This window comes from Pseudomonas weihenstephanensis (assembly GCF_001043055.1).
Taxonomy (GTDB): Bacteria; Pseudomonadota; Gammaproteobacteria; order Pseudomonadales; family Pseudomonadaceae; genus Aquipseudomonas; species Aquipseudomonas weihenstephanensis.
Window position 1 is genome coordinate 57,068 of record NZ_JYLF01000012.1, and the last position, 24,423, is coordinate 81,490.

Annotated in this window: 26 protein-coding genes; 25 read left to right on the forward strand and 1 reads right to left on the reverse strand. The window is 58.5% G+C overall.

Annotated elements, in window-relative coordinates:
- The first annotated feature begins 4 nt into the window (after nucleotides 1-4).
- Entirely contained in the window at nucleotides 5-454 is a 450-nt protein-coding gene (fliJ, locus tag TU86_RS20955) for a flagellar export protein FliJ (RefSeq protein ID WP_048366241.1), read from the forward strand.
- Here fliJ and TU86_RS20960 read toward each other — a convergent pair.
- Nucleotides 448-1,356: a DMT family transporter gene (locus tag TU86_RS20960; protein WP_048366242.1), complete on the reverse strand. Its 909-nt coding sequence runs from the start codon at nucleotides 1,354-1,356 to the stop codon at nucleotides 448-450. The two genes, fliJ and TU86_RS20960, sit on opposite strands and share 7 nt — an antisense overlap.
- A gap of 360 nt (nucleotides 1,357-1,716) precedes the next feature.
- On the opposite strand from TU86_RS20960, the gene TU86_RS20965 reads away from it, so the two are divergent.
- From TU86_RS20965 to TU86_RS21085, 24 genes are all read left to right on the forward strand, one after another.
- Nucleotides 1,717-2,022, forward strand: coding sequence for an STAS domain-containing protein (locus tag TU86_RS20965; RefSeq protein ID WP_048366243.1), 306 nt, complete (start codon nucleotides 1,717-1,719; stop codon nucleotides 2,020-2,022).
- On the forward strand, nucleotides 2,019-3,734 hold the full coding sequence (locus TU86_RS20970; RefSeq protein WP_420850459.1) for an ATP-binding SpoIIE family protein phosphatase: 1,716 nt from the start codon (nucleotides 2,019-2,021) through the stop codon (nucleotides 3,732-3,734). The genes TU86_RS20965 and TU86_RS20970 overlap by 4 nt, the downstream gene beginning before the upstream one ends.
- A 31-nt stretch (nucleotides 3,735-3,765) precedes the next feature.
- Nucleotides 3,766-4,128, forward strand: a complete 363-nt coding sequence (locus tag TU86_RS20975; RefSeq protein WP_048366245.1) for an Hpt domain-containing protein — start codon at nucleotides 3,766-3,768, stop codon at nucleotides 4,126-4,128.
- Nucleotides 4,129-4,205: 77 nt separating this feature from the next.
- Complete coding sequence (locus TU86_RS20980) at nucleotides 4,206-5,540, forward strand: flagellar hook-length control protein FliK (RefSeq protein ID WP_048366246.1); 1,335 nt, start codon at nucleotides 4,206-4,208, stop codon at nucleotides 5,538-5,540.
- Nucleotides 5,541-5,787: 247 nt separating this feature from the next.
- On the forward strand, nucleotides 5,788-6,279 hold the full coding sequence (gene fliL, locus TU86_RS20990; protein WP_048366248.1) for a flagellar basal body-associated protein FliL: 492 nt from the start codon (nucleotides 5,788-5,790) through the stop codon (nucleotides 6,277-6,279).
- A 9-nt stretch (nucleotides 6,280-6,288) separates the two neighbouring features.
- Nucleotides 6,289-7,257, forward strand: a complete 969-nt coding sequence (fliM, locus tag TU86_RS20995; protein WP_048366249.1) for a flagellar motor switch protein FliM — start codon at nucleotides 6,289-6,291, stop codon at nucleotides 7,255-7,257.
- Between the two features lie 56 nt (nucleotides 7,258-7,313).
- A complete protein-coding gene (gene fliN / locus TU86_RS21000; RefSeq protein WP_048366250.1) occupies nucleotides 7,314-7,781 on the forward strand; it encodes a flagellar motor switch protein FliN in 468 nt (155 codons plus the stop codon).
- On the forward strand, nucleotides 7,782-8,222 hold the full coding sequence (gene fliO / locus TU86_RS21005) for a flagellar biosynthetic protein FliO (RefSeq protein ID WP_048366251.1): 441 nt from the start codon (nucleotides 7,782-7,784) through the stop codon (nucleotides 8,220-8,222). It begins immediately after the preceding gene.
- Nucleotides 8,222-8,965 carry a flagellar type III secretion system pore protein FliP gene (fliP, locus tag TU86_RS21010; protein ID WP_048366252.1) on the forward strand — a complete coding sequence of 248 codons (744 nt, stop codon included), beginning with the start codon at nucleotides 8,222-8,224 and terminating at the stop codon, nucleotides 8,963-8,965. The genes fliO and fliP overlap by 1 nt, the downstream gene beginning before the upstream one ends.
- A gap of 23 nt (nucleotides 8,966-8,988) precedes the next feature.
- The gene (fliQ, locus tag TU86_RS21015; RefSeq protein WP_047275932.1) at nucleotides 8,989-9,258 is read left to right on the forward strand and encodes a flagellar biosynthesis protein FliQ; all 270 of its coding nucleotides are present in this window, start codon (nucleotides 8,989-8,991) and stop codon (nucleotides 9,256-9,258) included.
- Nucleotides 9,259-10,041 carry a flagellar biosynthetic protein FliR gene (gene fliR / locus TU86_RS21020; protein WP_048366253.1) on the forward strand — a complete coding sequence of 261 codons (783 nt, stop codon included), beginning with the start codon at nucleotides 9,259-9,261 and terminating at the stop codon, nucleotides 10,039-10,041. It abuts the gene before it with no gap.
- A gap of 2 nt (nucleotides 10,042-10,043) precedes the next feature.
- Entirely contained in the window at nucleotides 10,044-11,180 is a 1,137-nt protein-coding gene (gene flhB / locus TU86_RS21025) for a flagellar biosynthesis protein FlhB (RefSeq protein ID WP_048366254.1), read from the forward strand.
- Between the two features lie 104 nt (nucleotides 11,181-11,284).
- Nucleotides 11,285-11,854, forward strand: coding sequence for a hypothetical protein (locus TU86_RS21030; RefSeq protein WP_048366255.1), 570 nt, complete (start codon nucleotides 11,285-11,287; stop codon nucleotides 11,852-11,854).
- Between the two features lie 162 nt (nucleotides 11,855-12,016).
- Nucleotides 12,017-14,146 carry a flagellar biosynthesis protein FlhA gene (gene flhA, locus TU86_RS21035; RefSeq protein WP_048366317.1) on the forward strand — a complete coding sequence of 710 codons (2,130 nt, stop codon included), beginning with the start codon at nucleotides 12,017-12,019 and terminating at the stop codon, nucleotides 14,144-14,146.
- A gap of 10 nt (nucleotides 14,147-14,156) precedes the next feature.
- Complete coding sequence (flhF, locus tag TU86_RS21040) at nucleotides 14,157-15,470, forward strand: flagellar biosynthesis GTPase FlhF (protein ID WP_048366256.1); 1,314 nt, start codon at nucleotides 14,157-14,159, stop codon at nucleotides 15,468-15,470.
- A gap of 120 nt (nucleotides 15,471-15,590) precedes the next feature.
- Complete coding sequence (fleN, locus tag TU86_RS21045) at nucleotides 15,591-16,424, forward strand: flagellar synthesis regulator FleN (protein ID WP_048366257.1); 834 nt, start codon at nucleotides 15,591-15,593, stop codon at nucleotides 16,422-16,424.
- Nucleotides 16,421-17,161, forward strand: coding sequence for an RNA polymerase sigma factor FliA (gene fliA / locus TU86_RS21050; protein WP_048366258.1), 741 nt, complete (start codon nucleotides 16,421-16,423; stop codon nucleotides 17,159-17,161). The genes fleN and fliA overlap by 4 nt, the downstream gene beginning before the upstream one ends.
- A 204-nt stretch (nucleotides 17,162-17,365) precedes the next feature.
- Nucleotides 17,366-17,740: a chemotaxis response regulator CheY gene (locus TU86_RS21055; protein WP_162207815.1), complete on the forward strand. Its 375-nt coding sequence runs from the start codon at nucleotides 17,366-17,368 to the stop codon at nucleotides 17,738-17,740.
- Between the two features lie 21 nt (nucleotides 17,741-17,761).
- A complete protein-coding gene (locus tag TU86_RS21060) occupies nucleotides 17,762-18,550 on the forward strand; it encodes a protein phosphatase CheZ (RefSeq protein WP_048366260.1) in 789 nt (262 codons plus the stop codon).
- Between the two features lie 11 nt (nucleotides 18,551-18,561).
- Nucleotides 18,562-20,721, forward strand: a complete 2,160-nt coding sequence (locus tag TU86_RS21065) for a chemotaxis protein CheA (protein ID WP_048366261.1) — start codon at nucleotides 18,562-18,564, stop codon at nucleotides 20,719-20,721.
- A 49-nt stretch (nucleotides 20,722-20,770) separates the two neighbouring features.
- On the forward strand, nucleotides 20,771-21,910 hold the full coding sequence (locus tag TU86_RS21070; protein WP_048366262.1) for a protein-glutamate methylesterase/protein-glutamine glutaminase: 1,140 nt from the start codon (nucleotides 20,771-20,773) through the stop codon (nucleotides 21,908-21,910).
- Entirely contained in the window at nucleotides 21,910-22,650 is a 741-nt protein-coding gene (locus TU86_RS21075; protein ID WP_048366263.1) for a flagellar motor protein, read from the forward strand. Before TU86_RS21070 ends, TU86_RS21075 begins: the two co-directional genes overlap by 1 nt.
- Before the next feature lie 15 nt (nucleotides 22,651-22,665).
- A complete protein-coding gene (motD, locus tag TU86_RS21080; protein WP_048366264.1) occupies nucleotides 22,666-23,556 on the forward strand; it encodes a flagellar motor protein MotD in 891 nt (296 codons plus the stop codon).
- 51 nt (nucleotides 23,557-23,607) lie between these two features.
- On the forward strand, nucleotides 23,608-24,396 hold the full coding sequence (locus tag TU86_RS21085) for a ParA family protein (RefSeq protein WP_048366265.1): 789 nt from the start codon (nucleotides 23,608-23,610) through the stop codon (nucleotides 24,394-24,396).
- Nucleotides 24,397-24,423 lie beyond the last annotated feature (27 nt).

Below are 24,423 nucleotides of genomic sequence, written 5' to 3' on the forward strand. Positions count from 1 at the left end.
CTTTATGGCCAGTGGCAGAGCGGCGCGTCTGGCGCCCGTGGTCGAGATGGCCGAGAGTGCCGAAAAAGCGGCGGCGCAACGGTTAGGCCACTTTCAAGGGCAAGTCAACCTGGCCAACAGCAAGCTGGGTGACCTGGAAAACTTCCGCGCCGAATACCAGTCGCAATGGATTGGTCGCGGCAGTCAGGGCGTGTCTGGCCAATGGTTGCGCAGCTACCAGTACTTCCTCAACCAGCTTGAAACAGCCGTCTCCCAACAGCGGCAAAGCCTGGTGTGGCATGAAAACAACCTCAACAAGGCCCGCGAAACCTGGCAGCAGACCTATGCCCGGGTCGAAGGGTTGCGCAAATTGGTGCAGCGCTACGCCGACGAAGCCCGGCAACTGGAAGACAAACGCGAACAAAAGCTGATGGACGAACTGTCCCAGCGATTACCGCGCAGGGACAGTTACTGACAGGGCAGGGTTCGCTGTTTGCGTGACAGCGGTATGACGTGATTGGAAAAGAGCAGCCCCAACACGATTAAAACCCCGCCATACACGGTAGAGATTCCGGGCACTTCACCCATAACGATGAAGGCAAACACTCCGGCAAATAGAGGTTCACTCAGTTCAATGGTTTGCACTTGACTGGGTTTGAGTAACTCAATGGCTTTGGTGGTGCAGAAAAAGCCGAGCAGTGTGGGAAAGATCGCCAAGAGTAATAGAATAATCGCGCTGTCCACCGATAACGTGATCGACAGTGCCTGCTCATTGATTGCGGGTACCGCTAAATACAGTGCGCCAAACACTAAAAGTTGTCGGGTAAACAAGAGTCCGCCTTTAGCCTTCATTTTCTTCATACACACTGAAAAAGCGCCATACCCCAGTCCTGCTAATCCGGCGTACAACACCCCGAGACTATTCAACTCTGTTGTCAGGTTCTTTTGGAAAATAACAGCCATTCCAATGATCGCCAGAACAGCGCCCAGCAGCATGTTCCGATCAATGCAATCGCCCAAGAAAAACCTGCCAAGCACAATGGCTGACAGTGCCGCAGACGCCATCAATACCACCACCGCGGTCGCCGCATCCGTGTGCTGATAGGCGCGGGTTTCAAAGAAGAACAACATGAAAATGCCCAGCATTGAACACACGGCTGCTTGCCACCACTGTGCGCGACAGCCCGTCCAGCGCGGCGCGTGTTTAAGTAACAGTAAAACGAACGACACCACGATGACCGCGACGGCTGTTTTATAAAAGGCAATTGCGCTGGTGGTTAAGCCGGCGCTTATTAATAACTTGCTCAATGCGCCGATTGTGGCATTGAGTGCCGCTGCGCAGACAGCAAAACAAATGCCTGAAAGATGACGTGGCATGGTGAGGTCTCATCGTGGTTGGGGGTGTAACCCTGAAGAGGAGTTGGTGGCGCCCTTTATTAATGGGGTCGGTTGAATAAATAATTGTCAGGGTTTCCTGAGAAATGTTTTTTATCATTGGTGTTGTTGGTTTGCAAACAACCAGTCAGTCTTGTTTAAGAAAAGGATGACAGAGTGCATGTAAGAGCAGCGGCTAATGGTTTGAATAATCAAACATATTTTTAGACAAGTGGGTGTTGGCGCAGCCGAAGGCTGCGATTTTTTTGATCCGCTCAGGGTGAGCGCGCAGCGTTGGCAGGTGCGAAATCAAAATCCGGGTCTATAGTCTGAGCACCCGAACTCAGAGAAGGATGCGTACTTATGGCTGTGACATCTGAACTGTCGCCGGAAGGCACTGCGCTGACCCTTAGTATTAAAGGCCGCTTTGATTTCGCCAAACATCAGGACTTCAGGGGGGCGTACGAAAAGCCTATGACCAAGCCCGAGCTGTTCGTGGTTGATCTAAAAGAGACGACCTACGTAGACAGCTCCGCCCTGGGCATGCTGCTGCTGTTACGAGAATATGCCGGTGGCGATGAGTCCGATGTGAGGGTCGTTAATTGCAATAGTGATGTGCGAAAAATTCTCGCCATCTCCAATTTCGATAAGTTGTTCGACATCAGTTGAACACGCCATTGCCGCACGCTCAGACGCTGACGGTGTTGATCGCCGAAGACAGTGCGGTCGACCGTTTGCTGCTGTCGCGTATCGTGAGCAAACAAGGCCATCAGGTGCTGTTGGCCGGTAATGGCGCCGAAGCGGTGGCGCTGTTTATTGAGCTGCGTCCGCAATTGGTGTTGATGGACGCCTTGATGCCGGTGATGGATGGTTTTGAAGCGACGCGCCAGATCAAAGCCCTGGCCGGTGAGGTGCTGGTACCGATTATTTTTCTGACCTCGCTTGAACACGCCGACGCCTTGAAACGGGCGCTGGAGGCAGGGGGCGATGATGTGTTGATCAAACCCTATAACCCCTTGGTGTTGGCGGCCAAAATCACCGTTATGGACCGCTTGCGGCGTTTGCAAGACACGGTACTGCAACAGCGCAACCTGATTGCTCAACACAACAGTTATTTGCTTAACGAACAGCGGGTGGCCAAGGCGGTGTTTGATCGGGTGGCGCACTCGGGCTGTTTGAGTGCGGCCAATATCCAGTATTTGCAATCGCCGTATGCGTTGTTCAATGGCGACTTGTTACTCGCCGCGTATACGCCGACTGGCGACACCCATGTATTGCTCGGCGACTTTACCGGCCACGGGTTGCCCGCCGCGATTGGCGCCATGCCTTTGGCAGAAGTGTTTTACAGCATGACGGCCAAAGGCTATGGCCTGCCCGAAATGCTGCGTGAGATGAATGCCAAGCTCAAGCGCATCCTGCCGGTGGACATGTTTTGCTGCGCAGCCCTGGTGTGCGTCAGTGCTCAGCGGCGCATCGTCGAAGTGTGGAATGGCGGCATGCCCGATGGTTATCTTCATGTTCGCAAGGGCGGGGTGCGTACGCCCCTACCGTCGCGGCACTTGCCGTTGGGTGTGTTAAAGGCCGAGGCTTTTGACGACACCACCGAGGTGTTGCCGATGGTGTCGGGCGATCACCTGTTTTTGCTGTCTGACGGGGTGATAGATACCAGCGATCAGCAGGAGCGGTTGTTCGGGGTTGAGGGGTTGCAGCGGGTGTTTGACCGCAACACTGAGCCTGCGCGGCTGATTGATGAGGTGGTGCAGGCGCTGCGAGATTTTCAAGGCCGCAAGCGCGATGACGTGAGCATGGTGCACATCACCTCGCAGCGGCCGCAAGCGTTGGGAATGCCTGCCACCCAGTACTCCGACAGCGGGCGTTGCAGTCCGCTGGACTGGTCGGCGAGCTTTGAATTTCGTGCCCCCTCGTTACAGCAGTTCAACCCGCTGCCTTACCTGCTGCAACTGCTCATGGAGGTGCATGGTCTGCGTGCGCAGGGCGCGGTAATCCACGCGGTATTGGCCGAGCTGTATGCCAATGCGCTGGAGCACGGCGTATTGGGGCTGGACTCACGGCTCAAGCGCGATGCGCAAGGGTTTTCCCGCTACTACCAGTGCCGTGACCAGCGGTTGGCGGCGCTTACCGAGGGTTTTGTCCGGGTGCATGTGCGGGTTGAACCTATGCTCAACGGGGGGCGCTTACAGCTACAGGTTGAAGACAGCGGTGAGGGGTTTGACGTAAGCCGGGTACTGGAGCGGCCATTGGATCGAGGCCGCCTGTCAGGGCGCGGCGTGAGTCTTGTGCGCCAACTGTGCCCCTCTGCGCGCTGGGCTGACGATGGTCGGACTGCGTACGTAGAGTTTTCATGGGAGGCTCTGGCATAATCCGGCCCATTCTTGATCAAGGAGTGAACAAGTGTCCTACATTCATATGGACCAGGCGGTAGTGAATGCGCTGCGTGACGTAATGGAAGGTGGGTTTGCGGACCTGTTGGATACCTTTATTTCAGATTCGGACAAGTGCGTTGTGGTACTCAACAGTGCGCAACAGGCGACTGCCCTGGGGGCGGTTGCGCACAGCTTCAAAGGCAGTAGCAGCAACATGGGTGCCATTCGTTTGGCGCATTTGTGCGGCATTCTTGAAGATCGTGCAAAAAAAAGTCCGTTGGTGGGGATAGACGAACTGGTCTCGAAAGTCACCTCTGAGTACAAAATGGTAAGGCGGCTGTATGTGCAAGAACGCGAGCGCTGCCCCCGCCCTCTTGTGGTTTCTCATTGATTTTGCCAAAGCTGGCCCGAACCTTGCTCTAGTTCTCTGACCTGTACCTACGCCAGCCGTACAGTGGAGACCTTTACATGCCTCTTGCCGCCAACTCGCTTCTTCAGACTCCTGCCGCTGCTGCATCCAAAGCGGCGGCCGCCAATGCTTCGCAGCCTGCTGCCGAGCCCGCTAAAGCCGGGGCTCAGAACTTCTCGAAGGTGTACGCCAAAGCGTCGCAAGACCCGGCGAGTGCGGCTGACAAAGTGGCCAAGCCTGCGCGGGACAAGGCGGCGGATGCCGCGCCAAAGCCCGATGTGCGCAACGACAAGGTGGGCGACCAGGCGCCAGCTGTTGCCGATAGCGGCAAACCCTTGCCCGGCGGCAAGAACAAAGACGCTGCGGGTGACGATCAGGACGACACGGCGGCCAAGCCGACTGACGATACGGCGTCTGGCGATCCGCTGGCGGTAGCGCCGCCCGTGGTGCCGACGGTGCCGGTGGTTGAGCCGCAACCCGAAGCCGTACCGGTTCAGCCCGAGGTACAAACCCCACCGCTGGCCGCGGCGGCTGCGAATGCGGCCCAAGCCGTTCAGCCGCAGCCGGTGGCTGACGAACATTTCGATCCGCAGGCGGACCCGCTTGACGACCTGCCAGCGGTGCGCCTGGCGATGGAGCAGGGTGGGCATGTGTCCGCCAGCAGTCAGACCCCCGTCAAAAACACCCCCACTGAAACCACTGGCCCTGTGGCTCAAACCCAGGCCCAGGCCAGCGGCATTGCCATGCTGATTGAGCCCAAGACTGATGGGGACGCCAGCGGTGAGGGAGGCGAAAAAGCCTTCAAGGGGCTGGTGGATGATGGCCTCAAAGACCTCAAAAGTGCGTCGAGCGACACCCGGGTCGATGACTTCGCCAATCGTCTGGCGGCGCTCACCCAGGCGGCCGTGCCCAAAACGGCGAATGCACTGCCGGTCAACCAGCCTTTGGCCATGCACCAGAGCGGCTGGTCTGAAGAAGTGGTCAATCGGGTGATGTACCTCTCCAGCGCCAACCTCAAGTCGGCAGACATCCAGTTGGAGCCGGCCGAGTTAGGGCGTTTGGATATCCGGGTCAACCTGACGGCTGACCAGCCTGCGCAGGTCAACTTCATGAGTGGGCATGCGGGCGTACGTGAAGCCCTGGAAGGCCAAATGTTCCGTTTGCGTGAGATGTTTGCGCAGCAGGGGATGGGGCAGGTCGACGTCAACGTGTCAGATCAGTCGCGCAACTGGCAAGGTCAAGGTCAAGAACAGCAGAACCAAAGCCGCGCTAACAGCACGGGCAATGGCGGGCGACTTGACGGCGGGGCGGATGACGAGGGGGCGGTGGCAGGCGTTGAAGCGGCTGCGCCCAGCGTGATTTTGGGCTCCAGCGCCGTCGACTATTACGCCTGACTCTTGTCAGGTCGTCGCTGACGCGTCGTGCGAGGCTGCGAGCGGGTGCGTTGCGCCCGCACTCTCATTCCCCCACAGACCTGAAGCACCTTACTCACCGGGTTTGCGCCGGCTGCGCGCCCGATCGCCGCCTCGTCCCGCAGCAGCACCTGCAAGGTCGATTTCAACGATGCCCTCACTTCTGGCATAACACTTGCTCTTGCCTTGCCGTGCACCTGTGAAAATCGAATAGTGACGGATTATTGGCATGGCGAAGAGCGACGCAGTGAAAGACCCCGCCCAGAAAGGCAAATTCAAGCTGATCATCCTGATCGTGGTAGCGCTGCTGCTGGCGATTGGCGTGTCGGTGGGTGCTACCTGGTATTTCATGCACAGCGCGCAGAGCAAGCCTGAAGCCGTGATCGACCCTAATGTGAAAGTCGCGGCCATTTATGAGCCGATGGCACCCGCGTTTGTGGTCAATTACAACGCCAATGGCCGCCAGCGCTACATGCAGCTCAGCATGACCATGCAGGCCCGTAACCAGGCCGATCTTGATGCACTCAAAGTGCACATGCCGGTGATCCGTAACAACCTGGTGATGCTGTTTTCCGGTGAGACCTTCGACAGCATCGCCACACCGGTCGGCCAGGAAATGCTGCGTCAAAAAGCGACTGCCAGCGTGCAGGCCGTGGCGCAAAAAGAGCTCGGCAAAGTGGTCGTCGATCAGGTGCTCTTTACTAACTTCGTATTGCAGTAGGATCACGACATGGCCGTGCAAGACCTGCTGTCCCAGGATGAGATCGACGCGCTGTTGCATGGCGTTGATGACGGTCTGGTACAGACCGAAATGGCTGCCGAACCCGGCAGTGTCAAAAGTTACGACCTGACCAGTCAGGACCGTATTGTTCGTGGGCGCATGCCGACCCTCGAAATGATCAACGAGCGTTTCGCCCGTTACACCCGCATCAGCATGTTCAATATGCTGCGCCGCTCCGCTGACGTGGCGGTGGGCGGGGTACAGGTGATGAAGTTCGGTGAATACGTGCATTCGCTGTACGTGCCCACCAGCCTCAACCTGGTCAAGATCAAGCCGTTGCGCGGCACCGCGCTGTTTATCCTGGACGCCAAACTGGTGTTCAAGCTGGTCGACAACTTCTTCGGTGGCGACGGCCGCCACGCCAAGATCGAAGGCCGTGAGTTCACCCCGACCGAGTTGCGGGTGGTGCGCATGGTGCTGGAGCAAGCGTTCATTGATTTGAAAGAGGCTTGGCAGGCGATCATGGAAGTCAATTTCGAGTACATCAACTCGGAAGTGAACCCGGCCATGGCCAATATCGTCGGTCCGAGCGAGGCGATTGTGGTCTCCACGTTCCATATCGAACTCGACGGCGGTGGCGGCGATCTGCACGTGACCATGCCGTACTCAATGATCGAGCCGGTGCGTGAAATGCTCGACGCCGGTTTCCAGTCCGACCTCGACGATCAGGACGAGCGCTGGAGCAAGGCGCTGCGCGAAGACGTGCTGGATGTCAGCGTGCCGCTCAGTGCCACGGTGGCGCGCCGTCAATTGCGCCTGCGTGACATCTTGCACATGCAGCCCGGTGACGTGATCCCGATTGAATTACAGGACGAGCTGGTGATGCGTGCCAATGGCGTGCCATCGTTCAAGGTCAAACTGGGCTCGCACAAGGGCAATCTCGCCCTGCAAGTGGTTGAGCCTATCGAGCGGCGTTAAGCGCCGTCTTCAAGAATTCGCTATGTAACTGATTGACTGCCCGCCGAGGACAAATGATGGCTGACGAACACGATATAACTTCTGCCGAAGACCAGGCGCTCGCCGATGAATGGGCGGCTGCGCTGGAAGAAACTGGCGAAGTGGGCCAGCACGACATCGACGCCTTGCTGGCGGCAGATGCGGCCAAGGCCCCGGCTTCCAATCGCTTGCCGATGGAAGAATTTGGCAGCGTGCCGCGCAATAACGACCCGGTGACGCTGGACGGCCCCAACCTGGACGTGATTCTGGATATTCCGGTCTCGATCTCCATGGAAGTGGGCAGCACCGACATCAACATTCGTAACCTGCTGCAACTCAACCAGGGATCGGTAATCGAGCTGGACCGCCTGGCCGGCGAGCCGCTGGATGTGCTGGTCAACGGCACCCTGATTGCGCACGGTGAAGTGGTTGTGGTCAACGAAAAGTTCGGCATTCGCCTGACTGACGTGATCAGCCCAAGCGAACGCATCAAGAAGCTGCGCTAAGTGAAGCGGTTACTCGGCGGTTTACTGGCGTTCCCTTTAAGCGTGCTGGCGGCCGAGCCGGCTGCAACGGCCACCGCTGCTGTCGCGCCCGTGGTGGGCAGTGGCATCGGCGGGCAGCTCACGCAACTGGTGTTGGGCTTGCTGCTGGTGCTGGGCCTGATCTTTGGTCTGGCCTGGCTGCTGCGCAGGGTTCAGCACGCCGGGCCGCGTCAGGGGCAGGTGATCGAACTCATCAGCTCGCGTGCGCTGGGCGCGCGTGACCGGTTGGTGCTGGTGCAGGTGGGCAATGAGCAAATTTTGTTGGGCTTGACGCCGGGGCGTATCACGCCGCTGCATGTGCTCAAGGAGCCGGTGCAATTGCCGGAGTCTTCGCAGCCTGCAACGCCGGAGTTTGCCAAGCGCCTGATGGAACTGATGGGTAATCAAAAGGACAAGCCGTAATGCGTTTAGTCATTGCGCTGTTGTTAGCGCTGGCCGCGCCGTTGGCGTTCGGCGCCGACCCGTTGTCGATCCCGGCCATTACCTTGGGTACCGGTGCCAACGGGCAGCAGGAATATTCGGTCAGCTTGCAAATTCTGCTGATCATGACAGCGCTGAGCTTTATCCCGGCGTTCGTCATGCTGATGACCAGCTTTACGCGCATCATCATTGTGTTTTCCATCCTGCGTCAGGCGCTGGGCTTGCAGCAAACGCCGTCAAACCAGATTTTGACGGGCATGGCGCTGTTTTTGACTATGTTCATCATGGCCCCGGTGTTCGACAAAATTAACGAAAACGCCTTGCAGCCTTACCTGGCGGAAAAGCTCTCGGCGCAGGATGCGATCCTTAAGGCAGAAGGCCCGATCAAGGACTTCATGCTGGCTCAAACCCGCACCAGTGACCTTGAGCTGTTCATGCGTTTGTCCAAGCGCACGGACATCGCCACCCCGGATGCGGCGCCTTTGACCATTCTGGTGCCGGCGTTTGTGACCTCCGAGCTTAAAACGGCGTTTCAGATCGGTTTTATGATCTTCATTCCGTTCCTGATCATCGATCTGGTGGTGGCCAGTGTGCTGATGGCCATGGGGATGATGATGCTGTCGCCGCTGATTATTTCGCTGCCGTTCAAGATCATGCTGTTTGTTCTGGTGGATGGCTGGGCGTTGATTATCGGTACGCTGGCCAGCAGTTTTGGCGGAGTGTGAGTCATGCCCGGGAGTAATGCGCAATGACCCCAGAAGTCGCGGTTGACCTGTTTCGCAGTGCTTTGTGGCTGACCACCATGATGGTGGCTGTGTTGGTGGTGCCCAGCTTGTTGGTGGGTTTGATGGTGGCCATGTTTCAGGCCGCCACCCAAATCAACGAACAAACCTTGAGCTTTTTGCCACGCTTGCTGGTGATGCTGGTCACCTTGATCGTGGCGGGGCCGTGGTTGGTGCAGACCTTTATGGAATACATCCTGTCGTTGTACGGCAGCATTCCGCAGTTGATCGGCTAAATGTCGCTGCTTGCCCTGACGGACGCGCAGATCAGTACCTGGGTCGCCAGCTTTATGCTGCCGCTGTTTCGGGTAGGCGCAGTGTTGACCACCATGCCGATCATCGGCACCACCCTGGTGCCCAAGCGCATCAAGCTGTTTTTGTCGATAGCCATCACTTTGGCCATCATGCCGAGCTTGCCGCCGCTGCCGACGGTAAACCCGCTGGACCTCAGTGGGTTGATGTTGATTGCCGAGCAAATCATCATCGGCGCCTTGCTCGGGTTTTCGCTGCAATTGTTTTTTCAGGCGTTTGTGGTGGCCGGGCAAATTGTGGCGATCCAGATGGGCATGGGCTTCGCCTCCATGGTCGACCCGGCCAACGGGGTCAACGTAGCGGTCATCGGGCAGTTCTTCACCATGCTGGTGACGTTGTTGTTTCTGTCCATGAACGGGCACCTGGTGGTGTTTGAGGTGCTCACCGAAAGCTTCACCACCTTACCAGTGGGAGGCGGGTTGCTGACGCATCACTTCTGGGAAGTGGTTGGCAAGCTCGGTTGGGTGCTGGGTGCCGCCTTGCTGCTGGTGCTGCCAGCGATCACCGCGCTGTTGGTGGTCAACATCGCATTCGGCGTGATGACCCGTGCGGCCCCGCAATTGAACATTTTCGCCATCGGCTTTCCGCTGACCCTGGTGCTGGGCATGGTGATCCTGTGGATCAGCCTGGCGGACATTCTCAATCAGTATCAACCGCTGGCCACCGAGGCCTTGCAGTTTTTACGTGACTTGGCACAGGCGCGCTAGCGATGGCCGAAAGCGAGAGTGGCGCCGATAAAACAGAAGACCCCACGGAGAAACGAAAAAAAGACTCCAGGGAAAAGGGCGAGATCGCGCGCTCGAAAGAACTCAATACGCTGGCAATCATGCTCGCAGGCTCCATCGGCTTGATCATCTTCGGCGGTGCGCTGGCGCAGGACATGATGGAAATCATGCGCTACAACTTCAGCATCAGCCGTGAAGTGCTGCTCAACACTGACTCGATGGGCGCCTTCCTCCTGCATTCAGGCAAGATCGCCCTGGTGGCGTTGCAGCCGGTACTTATTACCTTGTTGATTGCAGCGTTGATCGGGCCTATTGCACTGGGCGGCTGGTTGTTCGCGGCGGGCAGCCTGGCCCCCAAATTCAGCCGCATGAATCCTGCGGCGGGCATCAAGCGCATGTTCTCGGCCAAGGCGCTGGTCGAGCTGCTCAAGGCGTTGGCCAAGTTTTTTATCATCTTGATTGTGGCGTTGTTGGTGCTCAAGTCCGACATCGACGACTTGCAGCGCATCTCCCGTGAACCCCTTGAATCGGCCGTCATCCACAGCTTGCAAGTGGTGGCGTGGAGTGCCTTGTGGATGGCTTGCGGGTTGATCCTGATTGCGGCCGTGGACGTGCCGGTGCAGTTGTGGGAAAGCCACAAGAAACTGCTGATGACCAAGCAGGAGGTGCGCGATGAGCACAAGGATCAGGAAGGTCGCCCGGAAGTTAAGCAACGAATCCGCCAGACCCAGCGTGAGATGAGTCAGCGCCGGATGATGAGCGCCATCCCGGATGCCGACGTCATCATCACCAACCCGACCCACTTTGCTGTCGCTCTGAAATACGACCCGGAGAAGGGCGCTGCGCCCATGCTGCTGGCCAAGGGCAGCGACTTTCTGGCGCTCAAGATCCGTGAAATTGGCGCCAAGCACGACATCCTGCTGCTGGAGTCGCCCGCGTTGGCGCGCTCCATCTACTACTCCACCGAGCTGGATCAGGAAATCCCCGCAGGCCTGTACTTGGCCGTGGCGCAGGTCTTGGCCTACGTCTACCAGATCCGCCAGCACCAGGCGGGCAAAGGCAAGCGGCCTGATCCTCTGAGCGATCTGCCGATCCCGCCGGATTTACGTCGCGACGAGTAACGTGGCGCAGGCTGTCAGCTTTGGCAGTATCGGGTTGGCGCAAACCTGCTTAACTGAACCTTGAGCGCACCCTGGCGTTTCGTCGTTTGCAATGGAGATGCACGATGCCTATCGAGTTGACCCTCATCCCTGACGGTTCAGTCAAAACCTATGCGTTAAGCGGGTCTCACGGGTTGGCTATGGCTGAGCTGGAGGGCTTGTTTCCGTCATTTCCTGTGCTGGATGCCACCTTTGCGATTTTCTGGCTGGATCAAGCGCCCGATCAGCATGTGGTGGGTTTTAGTACCGAAGGTGAAGATTTGCTGGCGGTTATTTCATTGCCCACGGTACCGCAGGGGTACGGGCGCGAAGACTACTACGCCGCTGTGCTGGAGCGCTGTGAAAAAGAGCGCGAGACCCTGTTGAGCTTTCTGCGTAAGTCGTTGAGTTTCGAAGGCATTAACGGGATGTGCGCGCGCAGCTTCATTCTGTGCAATCTGGTGCGTCAATTGAAGCTTGAGAGTGTGCCGGTGTGGAAAGATCGACCGCATACCCGAGACGGGCGTTGCGGCGATATTTTGATTGGGGGTCGAGGTTCGAAGGGTTATGAGCCTAATCGCAAGATCGATGTGGTGTTTGGCGTTAGCAGTAGCGCCTGCCTGGTGATTGATTTGGGTGAGTGGCGCTGGAACTGAGCGGTTTAGGCCTGCGTAACGCCCCGGCCCTCACCCAGAGGGCTGGGGAGTGGGTTTTCGAATCTGATGTGGCCATTTGCCAAAGTTGGAAGGGTTCTTGCAAAGGCAGGCTTCACGGCGCATATGGCGTCAAAAGTTTGCTAAAGGTTTCTTGCAATGTCATTGGATCGTTCTCAGTTAATCAACACCGCACGCAACGGTCTGGCCGGTCTGGGTCAGGGGCAGTTGGGTGTGCCGCTGTTGTTGCTGGTAATGCTGGCAATGATGATGTTGCCGATCCCCGCGTTCCTGCTGGACGTGTTCTTTACCTTCAATATTGCGCTGTCGATTGTGGTGTTGCTGGTCTGTGTGTACGCCTTGCGCCCACTGGATTTCGCGGTGTTCCCGACCATTTTGCTGGTCGCCACGCTAATGCGTCTGGCGCTCAACGTGGCTTCGACGCGGGTGGTGATGCTTCACGGTCAAGAAGGTCACGGCGCCGCCGGTAAGGTGATTCAGGCGTTCGGTGAGGTGGTGATCGGCGGCAACTACGTGGTCGGTATCGTGGTGTTCGCGATTTTGATGATCATCAACTTCGTGGTGGTGACCAAGGGGGCCGGGCGTATCTCCGAGGTGAGCGCACGTTTCACCCTCGATGCCATGCCCGGCAAGCAGATGGCGATCGACGCCGACCTTAACGCCGGTTTGATCGACCAGAACCAGGCCAAGTCGCGCCGTCAGGAAGTCGCCCAAGAGGCTGAGTTCTACGGTTCGATGGACGGTGCCAGCAAATTTGTACGCGGTGATGCCATCGCCGGTCTGTTGATTCTGTTTATCAACCTGATCGGTGGCATGGCCGTGGGCATGTTCCAGCACGGCATGACGTTCGGCGAAGCGGGCAAGGTGTATGCCTTGCTGACGATCGGTGACGGTTTGGTGGCGCAATTGCCTTCCCTGCTGCTGTCCACCGCGGCCGCGATCATGGTGACCCGTGCCTCTGGCTCCGAAGAGATGGGCAAGCAAATCAGCCGCCAGATGTTTGCATCGCCCAAGGCGCTGGCAGTCTCGGCCGGTTTGATGGGGGTGATGGGCGCCGTGCCGGGCATGCCGCACTTCGCCTTCCTGAGTTTGGCCGCCGTCGCGGGCGGCGCTGCCTACTTGATGTGGAAGAAGCAAAACGTGGTCAAGACTCAGGCCCTGCAAGAAGTGCAGCGCCAACAGGAGCTGCTGCCTTCACCGGCCCGCGCACAAGACACCAAAGAGCTGGGTTGGGATGACGTGACCCCCATCGACATGATCGGCCTGGAAGTGGGCTATCGCTTGATCCCGCTGGTGGACCGCAATCAAGGCGGGCAATTGCTGGCGCGGATCAAGGGCGTGCGTAAAAAGCTGTCTCAGGACTTGGGCTTTTTGATGCCCACCGTGCACATTCGCGACAACCTCGATCTGGCGCCCAGCGCCTATCGCCTGACCCTGATGGGAGTGATTCTGGCCGAGGCCGAGATTTACCCGGACCGCGAGCTGGCGATCAACCCGGGGCAGGTGTTCGGCACCCTCAACGGGATTACCGCCAAAGATCCGGCCTTTGGCCTGGAAGCGGTGTGGATCGAGGTCAGCCAGCGCAGTCAGGCGCAATCATTGGGCTACACCGTGGTGGACGCCAGCACCGTGGTCGCCACGCACCTGAACCAAATTTTGTACAAGCACTCCCATGAGCTGATCGGGCATGAAGAAGTGCAGCAGTTGATGCAGTTGCTGGCCAAGGCCTCGCCAAAACTGGCTGAAGAGTTGGTGCCGGGTGTGTTGACCCTGTCGCAACTGCTCAAGGTCTTGCAGGCCCTGCTGGCTGAACAGGTGCCCGTACGCGACATTCGTAGTATTGCCGAAGCCGTCGCGAACAATGCGCACAAGAGTCAAGATACCGCCGCTTTGGTGGCCGCCGTGCGGGTTGGTTTGTCCCGCGCCATCGTCCAAAGCATTGTAGGCGTTGAGTCTGAGCTGCCAGTTATCACGCTGGAGCCAAGGTTGGAACAGATATTGCTCAATAGTCTGCAAAAGGCAGGACAAGGTCAGGAAGAGGGCGTTCTGCTGGAGCCAAGCATGGCTGAAAAGTTGCAGCGTTCCTTGATCGATGCCGCCCAACGCCAAGAGATGCAAGGCAACCCGGTGATCCTGTTGGTCGCCGGTCCGATACGCGCGATGCTTTCGCGGTTCGGCCGCCTGGCCGTGCCCAACCTGCATGTGCTGGCGTACCAGGAAATCCCTGACAACAAGCAAGTCACCATCGTTGCGACAGTAGGCCCGAACGGCTGAGGTTTGGTTTATGCAAGTGAAGCGTTTTTTCGCCGCCGATATGCGTCAGGCCATGAAACTGGTTCGTGATGAGCTGGGGGCTGATGCCGCCATTATTGGTAACCGCCGCATTGCCGGTGGTGTTGAGTTGACCGCCGCGCTGGACTACAAGTTGTCCGCGCTGGCACCGCGTGTGCCTAACGTTGAGCTTGAAGAAGAGCTGCGCAAGACCCAGTCGCGGATCGTTTCGGCCCAGGCTGAACTGAGCCTGCGCGGTGAAGGCGAGGCTGACGTGAGCCGGCAGTTGTTTGCCGGGTTGCCGCTGACCGCCGCCGAGCCGTTGATCGAGCCAACCTTTGATGAACCGCCACGTCCGGCTGCGCCCGCCGCGCCGAGCATGGACCAGCGTGCCTTCGACACCATGCGCTTTGAGCTCAATGGTTTGCGCGAACTGCTGGAAGTGCAGTTAGGCTCGTTGGCATGGAACCAGCTGCAAGGCAGCAAACCGGCGCAAGCCAACCTGTGGCGTCGTTTGCAGCGCATTGGCTTGTCGGGTCCGCTGTCGCGCGATTTGCTGGAGCAAGTCGCCGAGATCGAAGAGCCGCGCCAGGCGTGGCGCATGTTGTTGGCGTACCTGGCCCGCATGATCGCAACCCCGGAAATCGAGCCGCTCGAAGAGGGCGGCGTGATTGCGATGGTCGGCCCGGCGGGCATGGGTAAAACCACCACGCTGGCCAAGTTGGCCGCGCGTTACGTGCTCAAGTACGGCGCGCAGAACATTGCGCTGGTGAGCATGGACAGCTTTCGCATTGGTGCTCAGGAGCAACTCAAAACCCTGGGCCGCATCCTCAATGTGCCGGTCACGCATGTAGCGCCGGGTCAGTCATTGGGCCAAACCCTTGAGCCACTGTTGCGCAAACGCGTAGTACTGGTTGACACGGCGGGCCTGCAAGCCAGCGATCCGGCCCTGCGCCTGCAACTTGAAAGCCTGGCTGGGCGCGGCATCAAAGCCAAAAATTACCTGGTCTTGGCCACCACCAGTCAGAAACAAGTGCTGACGGCGGCTTACCACAGCTATAAACGTTGCGGGCTTGCCGGTTGCATCCTGACCAAACTGGATGAAACCGCAAGCCTTGGCGAAGTATTGAGTCTGGCCATCAGTCACGAGCTGCCAGTGGCCTATCTCACGGACGGTCCGCGTATTCCCGATGACCTCCATCTGCCGCGTCGCCACCAATTGGTGAGCCGTGCGGTCAGTGTACAAATGCAGGAAGAACCCAGCGAAGAGGCCATGGCCGATATGTTCGCTGATATCTACCACAGCCCCTCCAAACGGGTTGGCTGAGGTAGTGACGATTACGTTGCAATGTACCTACATTGATGGTCTGCACAGTCCTGTTCCCGTTGAGGAACCCGCAGCCAGCGTATGTAGCCGCGTCTAAGTAAGACAAGGTAAAGAAAGATCATGGGCAGCATGCATCCCGTACAGGTGATCGCAGTGACCGGCGGCAAGGGTGGCGTCGGTAAAACTAACGTTTCAGTCAACTTGTCGCTGGCGCTTGCCGAGTTGGGCAGGCGCGTGATGTTGCTGGACGCTGACCTGGGGTTGGCGAACGTCGACGTTCTGTTGGGCCTGACGCCCAAATACACCCTGGCCGATGTGGTCGAGGGGCGGTGTGAGCTGCGCGAAGTATTGCTGCAAGGCCCTGGCGGGATTCGAATCGTGCCAGCGGCCTCGGGCACTCAAAGCATGGTTCACCTGAGCGCGGCGCAACACGCGGGCCTGATTCAGGCGTTCAGCGAAATTGGCGACAACCTTGATGTGCTGGTGATCGACACGGCCGCGGGTATCGGCGAATCGGTGGTGAGTTTTGTGCGCGCCGCCCAGGAAGTGCTGCTGGTGGTGTGCGACGAACCCACCTCGATCACCGACGCCTACGCGCTGATCAAACTGCTGAACCGCGATTACGGCATGAACCGTTTCCGGGTGCTGGCCAACATGGCCCAAAGCCCGCAAGAGGGGCGCAACCTGTTCGCCAAATTGACCAAAGTCACGGACCGCTTTTTGGACGTCGCCCTGCAATACGTAGGCGCTGTGCCGTACGACGAATGCGTGCGCAAAGCGGTGCAAAAACAGCGTGCCGTTTACGAAGCCTTCCCGCGTTCAAAATGCGCACTGGCGTTCAAGGCCATTGCACAAAAAGTTGACACCTGGCCTTTGCCAGCTAATCCACGTGGGCACCTGGAGTTCTTTGTTGAGCGCCTGGTGCAGCAAACCAGTGCGGGAACGGCCCAATGACAGCCAGCGGCTATCGCATGTACAGCAAGTCGTCGCGTGACAGCCAATATGAGCTGATCGAACGTTACGCGCCTTTGGTTAAACGCATCGCGTATCACCTGCTGGCGCGATTGCCCGCCAGCGTGCAGGTAGAAGACTTGATCCAGGCCGGGATGATCGGCCTGCTTGAAGTCTCGACCAAATACGATGCGAGCAAAGGGGCGAGTTTCGAAACCTACGCGGGTATTCGTATCCGTGGCGCGATGCTGGATGAAGTGCGAAAAGGCGACTGGGCTCCCCGCTCGGTGCACCGCAACACACGTATGGTCAGCGACGCCATTCGGGCAATTGAAGCAAAAACCGGTTGTGACGCTAAAGATCACGAAGTTGCGGCCGAACTCAATTTAAGCCTGGATGATTATTACGCCATTTTGAATGACACCTTGGGCAGCCGGCTCTTCAGCTTTGACGACCTGTTACAGGATGGCGAGCATGAAGGGCTGCACGAGGACGGCGCCAGTGCGCACCTTGAGCCATCGCGAGACCTGGAAGACGAGCGCTTTCAGGCCGCGTTGGCCGAGGCGATTGCGAACTTGCCCGAACGTGAGCGATTGGTGTTGGCGCTGTACTACGACGAAGAGCTCAACCTCAAGGAAATCGGTGAGGTGCTGGGCGTCAGTGAGTCGCGCGTCAGTCAGTTGCACAGCCAGTGCGCCGCGCGGTTACGCGGGCGACTGGCCGAGTGGCGAGCGCGCTGATTTCTGTAGCAGCTTAATTACTGTAGGAGCGAGCGTGCGCGTGATGCGGGCGATGGGTGTTGAGGGATACACCGCATCGTTTTTATCGCGCGCACGCTCGCTCCTACAGGTTCATGGCGTGTAACACAAACCGAATTGATTGAATGGCGCGTTCAGGTGCTGAGCGCGTTTTAAGACTGCTTGGAGGTCGAATTGGACAAGAATATGAAAATCCTCATCGTTGATGATTTTTCAACGATGCGGCGGATCATTAAAAACCTGCTGCGTGACTTAGGGTTCACTAACACCGTGGAAGCCGATGACGGCATCACGGCGATTCCGATCCTGAACACCGGCAGCATCGACTTTCTGGTCACTGACTGGAACATGCCGGGCATGACGGGCATCGACCTGTTGCGCCACGTGCGCGCGGACGAAAAGCTTAGAAGCCTGCCTGTGTTGATGGTGACCGCAGAAGCCAAGCGCGAGCAAATCATCGAAGCCGCCCAGGCGGGGGTTAACGGCTACGTCGTTAAGCCGTTCACGGCGTTGGCTCTCAAAGAGAAGATCGAAAAGATCTTTGAGCGTATCGGCCACTAATGGGGTCGTCACGGGGGCGCTATGGAGCATAAAGAATCTACACAGGGCGATTTTGAATTGACCCTGAAAAAACATGCCCGCGAGTTGGTCGACAGCCTTGAAAAAGGTCAGTTTGGCGATGCGGTGCAACTGATTCACGAATTGAACCAGACCCGCGATCGTGGCTTGTATCGAGAAGTCGGTAAGCTGACGCGTGAGTTGCACAGTGCGATTGTCAATTTCCATATCGACCCGCACATGCCACAAGCCGAAGAAGTGTCGCAGATCACGGATGCGACCGAACGTTTGTCGTATGTTGTGCGCTTAACGGAAGCTGCGGCCAACCGCACCATGGACCTGGTGGAAAACAGTACGCCACTGGTCAATGGCCTGGGGGCAGAAGCCAAAGCCCTGAGCGCAGATTGGGGGCGCTTTATGCGTCGCGAAATCGGTGCTGAGGAGTTTCGTGAGCTGGCCCGTCGGGTTGACGGTTTTCTGACGCGCAGCGAAGAAGAAAGCCATAGGGTCGCCGCCAACCTCAATGACATTTTGCTGGCCCAGGATTACCAGGACCTCACCGGCCAGGTGATCAAGCGGGTCACGCAGCTGGTGACAGAAGTTGAAAGCAATCTGCTCAAACTGGTGCTGATGGCCAGTCAGGTTGACCGTTTTGCGGGGATCGAACATGACCGCGAAGCACTGCGGGCAGAAAATAATCCGCAAAAAAACCTGGCGCAGGGTGAAGGTCCGCAGATTCATGCCGATAAGCGTGATGACGTCGTGTCCGGTCAGGACGATGTAGACGATTTGCTTTCAAGTCTTGGATTTTAAGGAGCACGTACATGAGCTTCGGCGCCGATGAAGAAATCCTTCAGGATTTCCTGGTTGAAGCCGGCGAAATTCTAGAGCAGTTATCCGAACAATTGGTTGAGCTGGAAAGCCGACCGGATGATGCGGACCTGCTCAATGCAATTTTTCGCGGTTTTCACACTGTAAAAGGGGGCGCCGGCTTCCTCCAGCTCAACGAGCTGGTGGAGTGCTGTCACATCGCCGAGAACGTGTTCGACATCCTGCGTAAGGGTGAACGTCACGTCGACTCGGAGCTGATGGACGTGATCCTGGAAGCGCTCGACGCGGTCAACGGCATGTTCAGCGAAGTGCGTGAACGTGCACCGGTCACCGCCGCCACGCCTGAGTTGCTGGCGGCATTGGCCCGTCTGGCTGAACCTGCCGCTGCCGTGGTCGCCGCGCCTGAACCTGAGCCGGTGGTGCAAGCCGCTGTGACCGCCGACGGCGGTGATATCACGGATAACGAATTCGAGCTGTTGCTGGACTCGCTCAATGCGGGCAAGGCCGCGGCCGATGCACCCGCCGCCAGCGAAGACATCAGCGATGCCGAGTTCGAATCGTTGCTCGATCAGTTGCATGGCAAAGGCAGCTTTGCGCCCGACGCCGTTGCGTCTGCGCCCGCCGCAGAGCCTGCTGCTGCGGCGCCGGCCAGCAATGAAATCACTGATGACGAATTTGAAGCGTTGCTCGATCAGTTGCACGGCAAGGGATCGTTCAGTGCCCAAGCACTAGAGGCGCCTGCCGCCGAGCCTGACGCTGCGGCCAAACCCGCCAGCCCGGATCACATCACCGATCACGAGTTTGAATCACTGCTCGACGAGTTGCACGGCAAGGGCCAGTTCTCTGAAGTGGCGACGCCAGCCGTTGCGGCTAAACCGGCCCCGGCCCCGGCAGCTGCGGTAGCCAAAAAGCCTGAACCCGCACGCCCTGTGGCACCTGTGCGTGCCCAGGCTGCGCACCCGGACAAACCGGCGGCCTCTGAAGCTGAAACCACGGTGCGGGTCGATACCGCGCGCCTGGACGACATCATGAACATGGTCGGCGAGTTGGTGCTGGTGCGTAACCGTTTGGTGCGCCTGGGCCTCAACAGCAATGACGAAGCCATGTCCAAGGCTGTGTCCAACCTTGATGTGGTGACCGCTGACCTGCAAACCGCGGTGATGAAGACCCGGATGCAGCCGATCAAAAAAGTCTTCGGTCGCTTCCCGCGACTGGTACGTGACTTGGCGCGTCAGCTGAAAAAAGAAATCAACCTGGAGCTGGTGGGCGAAGAAACCGACCTGGACAAAAACCTGGTCGAGGCCCTGGCCGATCCGCTGGTCCACTTGGTGCGTAACGCGGTCGATCATGGCTGCGAAACCCCGGAAGAACGCGAAGCGGCTGGCAAGGCCCGTTGCGGCAAGGTGATCCTGTCTGCCGAGCAGGAAGGCGACCACATTTTGCTGTCCATCTCCGATGACGGCAAAGGCATGGACGCGAACGTGTTGCGCGCCATCGCCGTGAAAAAAGGCTTGATGGACAAGGACGCCGCTGACCGTTTGAGCGAGTCCGACTGCTACAACCTGATTTTCGCGCCGGGGTTCTCGACCAAAACCGAGATTTCCGATGTGTCGGGCCGAGGCGTGGGCATGGACGTGGTGAAAACCAAAATCGCCCAGCTCAATGGCTCGCTGAACATTTACTCGACCTTGGGCCAAGGCTCGAAGATCGTGATCAAAGTACCGCTGACGCTGGCAATCATGCCGACCCTGATGGTGATGCTGGGCAATCAAGCCTTCGCGTTCCCGTTGGTCAACGTCAACGAGATTTTCCACCTCGACCTGTCACGCACCAATGTGGTTGACGGCCAGGAAGTGGTGATCGTGCGCGATAAAGCGCTGCCGTTGTTCTACCTCAAGCGCTGGTTGGTGGCCTCGGCCGCCCATGAAGAGCAGCGCGAAGGGCATGTGGTGATTCTTTCGGTGGGCACCCAGCGCATCGGCTTTGTGGTCGATCAGTTGGTCGGTCAGGAAGAAGTGGTCATCAAACCGTTGGGCAAAATGCTCCAGGGCACGCCTGGCATGTCGGGTGCCACCATTACCGGTGATGGCCGTATTGCCTTGATTCTGGATGTGCCGAGCATGCTCAAACGCTACGCCGCACGGCGTATTTGAATCTGGTGGAGCGGGGCGCTAGCGTCTCGCGCCGCCTAACGGAGTGTTTATGGTAGTCAAGGTCCTGGTGGTGGATGATTCGGGTTTTTTCCGCCGCCGCGTCTCGGAAATTCTGTCGGCTGATCCGACGATCCAGGTGATCGGCACTGCCACCAATGGCAAAGAGGCGATTGATCAGGCGCTGGCGCTCAAGCCCGATGTGATCACCATGGACTACGAAATGCCGATGATGGACGGCATCACTGCCGTGCGTCACATCATGCAGAAGTGTCCGACCCCGGTGTTGATGTTTTCTTCACTGACCCACGAAGGTGCCCGCGTCACGCTGGATGCACTGGACGCAGGGGCCGTGGACTTCTTGCCGAAAAACTTCGAAGACATTTCGCGCAACCCCGATAAGGTCAAACAGTTGCTGTGCGAGAAGGTGCACACCATTTCGCGCAGCAACCGCCGTTTTTCCAGCGCACCGCAGCCCTCGGCGCAACCTTCAGTGGCGCCCTCGCGGCCCGCGGTCAGCGGTTTTGCACCTGTCGCCACGGCGCCTGCGCCAACCCCGGCACGCACCACGCCGATTGCCAGTCGCAGTGCGCCTGCGGCCGCGCCGTCTTCACCGGCGCCAAAACGTAAGGCCTACAAGCTGGTGGCGATTGGGACATCAACCGGTGGCCCGGTAGCCTTGCAGCGCGTGTTGACGCAACTGCCGGGCAACTTCCCGGCGCCTATCGTGCTGGTTCAGCACATGCCAGCGGCCTTTACCAAGGCGTTTGCCGAGCGGTTGGACAAGCTGTGCCGCATCAGCGTCAAAGAAGCTGAAGACGGCGACATTCTGCGTCCGGGCCTGGCCCTGCTGGCGCCGGGTGGCAAGCAAATGATGATCGACGGCCGTGGCACGGTGAGAATTCTGCCGGGCGACGAGCGTTTGAACTACAAGCCGTGTGTGGATATCACCTTCGGTTCTGCGGCCAAGTCTTACGGCGACAAAGTGTTGGCAGTGGTGTTGACCGGCATGGGCGCAGACGGCCGCGAAGGCGCGCGTCTGCTCAAGCAGGGTGGCAGCAGTGTCTGGGCGCAAGACGAAGCCAGTTGTGTGATTTACGGCATGCCAATGGCCATCGTCAAAGCCAACCTGGCGGACGCGGTGTACAGCCTGGATGACATCGGCAAGCACTTGGTCGAGGCGTGTCACTGATGGATGTACTGAGCCTGATCGGCATCATCATGGCCTTTGTGGCCATCATCGGCGGTAACTACCTCGAAGGTGGCCACCTGGGCGCGTTGGCCAATGGTCCGGCCGCGTTGATCGTGATCGGCGGCACCGTGGGTGCCGCGTTGTTGCAGTCGCCCATGAGCGCCTTCAAACGCGCCATGCAAACCGTGATCTGGATTTTCTTTCCGCCCCATATCGACCTGGCTGGCGGCGTTGACCGCGTAGTCAACTGGAGTCTGACGGCGCGCAAGGAAGGCTTGCTCGGCCTGGAAGGCGTCGCCGACGCCGAACCTGACGACTACTCGCGCAAAGGCTTGCAATTGCTGGTCGACGGCGCGGAACCGGAGGCGATCCGCAGCATTCTTGAAGTCGATTTCATGACTCAGGAAAGCCGCGACATCGAAGCCGCCAAGGTGTTTGAAAGCATGGGTGGCTACGCGCCGACCATTGGCATCATCGGCGCGGTGATGGGCTTGATCCACGTGATGGGTAACCTGGCCGACCCCAGCCAGTTGGGCAGCGGCATTGCCGTGGCGTTCGTCGCCACCATTTATGGCGTGGCCAGTGCCAACCTGATTCTGTTGCCGATCGCCAGCAAGCTGAAGTCGATTGCCATGCGCCAGTCGCGTTACCGCGAAATGTTGCTCGAAGGCATATTGTCGATTGCCGAGGGCGAGAACCCGCGCTCCATTGAGTTGAAGCTTCAGGGCTTCATGGATTAATGGAGAGTTTGCGCTATGTCCCGTCGCCGTCGGCAGCCTGAAGAACACGTCAATCACGAACGCTGGCTGGTGTCCTACGCGGACTTCATCACCTTGCTGTTTGCGTTTTTCGTGGTCATGTACTCGATCTCTTCGATCAACGAAGGCAAATACAAGGTCATCTCCCAGGCGCTGGTGGGGGTGTTCAACGACGCTGAACGCACCATGAAGCCGATTCCGGTCGGTGATGAGCGGCCGTTGACCACCAAGCCTGCCGAGCCGCTGGTCAAAGACAGCGACCAGACCGACGCAGGCATTGGTCAAATCACCCGCGACCCGCTGAAAACCATCGCCGATGACATCACCCACGCGTTTGGCGATTTGATTGCGTCCAATCAGTTGACGGTGCGTGGCAACGAGTTGTGGGTTGAGATCGAACTCAATTCCAGCTTGTTGTTTGGCAGTGGTGACGCGATGCCCAGTGACGTGGCCTTCAACATCATCGACAAAGTGGCGACGATCCTTAAGCCGTTCGACAACCCGATTCACGTTGAAGGTTTCACCGATGATTTGCCGATTCGCACGGCGCAGTACCCCACTAACTGGGAGCTGTCCTCGGCGCGCTCGTCGAGCATCGTGCGCATGCTGGCCATGCAAGGGGTCAACCCGGCGCGCATGGCGTCGGTCGGTTACGGCGAGTTTCAGCCGGTGGCCAATAACACCACGCCAGAAGGCCGGGCGCTGAACCGGCGTGTGGTGTTGGTGGTGTCGCGCAACCTCGATGTGCGCCGCAGTCTGACCGGCACCGGCTCTGCGCATGCCACCCCGGATGCGGCGTTGAAGCGAGCTGGCACACAAACTGCACCGCCGGTGACAAAGCCGCCGGTTCGGGCGAATGCCGTCAATTCTCCGTCGCCGGCCCTATAACTGAATGTCAATTCTCGGCCAAGCGGTCATGCCGCCGGGAGGAACACGCTAATGAGAGTCTGGGCAGTAGCCAATCAAAAAGGTGGTGTCGGTAAGACCACCACCTCCATCGCTCTGGCCGGTTTGCTGGCCGAGGCGGGCAAGCGCGTGGTTGTGGTCGATCTGGACCCCCACGGCTCCATGACCAGTTACTTTGGTTACGACCCCGATACGCTTGAGCACAGCAACTACGACTTGTTCTTGCACAAGGGCCAGGTGCCAGAAGGCATGCCCGCCCAATTGTTGCTGGCCACCAGTAACGAGCGCATCTCGTTGCTGCCTTCGAGCACGGCGTTGGCCACCCTTGAGCGCCAGTCGCCGGGGCAGAGTGGCCTGGGGCTGGTGATTGCCCGTGCGCTGGCGCAACTGTGGCAAGACTACGATTACGCGATCATCGACAGCCCGCCGTTGCTGGGCGTGTTGATGGTCAATGCCTTGGCGGCGAGCCAGCAGTTGGTGATCCCGGTGCAAACCGAGCACTTGGCGGTCAAGGGGCTGGAGCGCATGGTCAACACCCTGGCGATGATCAACCGCTCGCGCAAACAAGAGTTGCCGTACAGCATCGTGCCGACCTTGTTTGACCGGCGTACCCAAGCGTCCATGAGCACCTTGCGGGTGTTGCGTGACCTGTATCCCGAAACGATTTGGCAGGGTTATATTCCGGTCGATACACGTTTGCGTGACGCCAGCCGCGCCGGTCTTGCGCCGTCGCAGTTCGACCCTAAAAGCCGTGGTGTGGTGGCGTATCGCGCCTTGCTCAAGCATTTGCTGAGCCGCCAACTTGCACCGCAGGTGGCGTGAAGTGGGTGTGCATTCAAGTATCAAAGT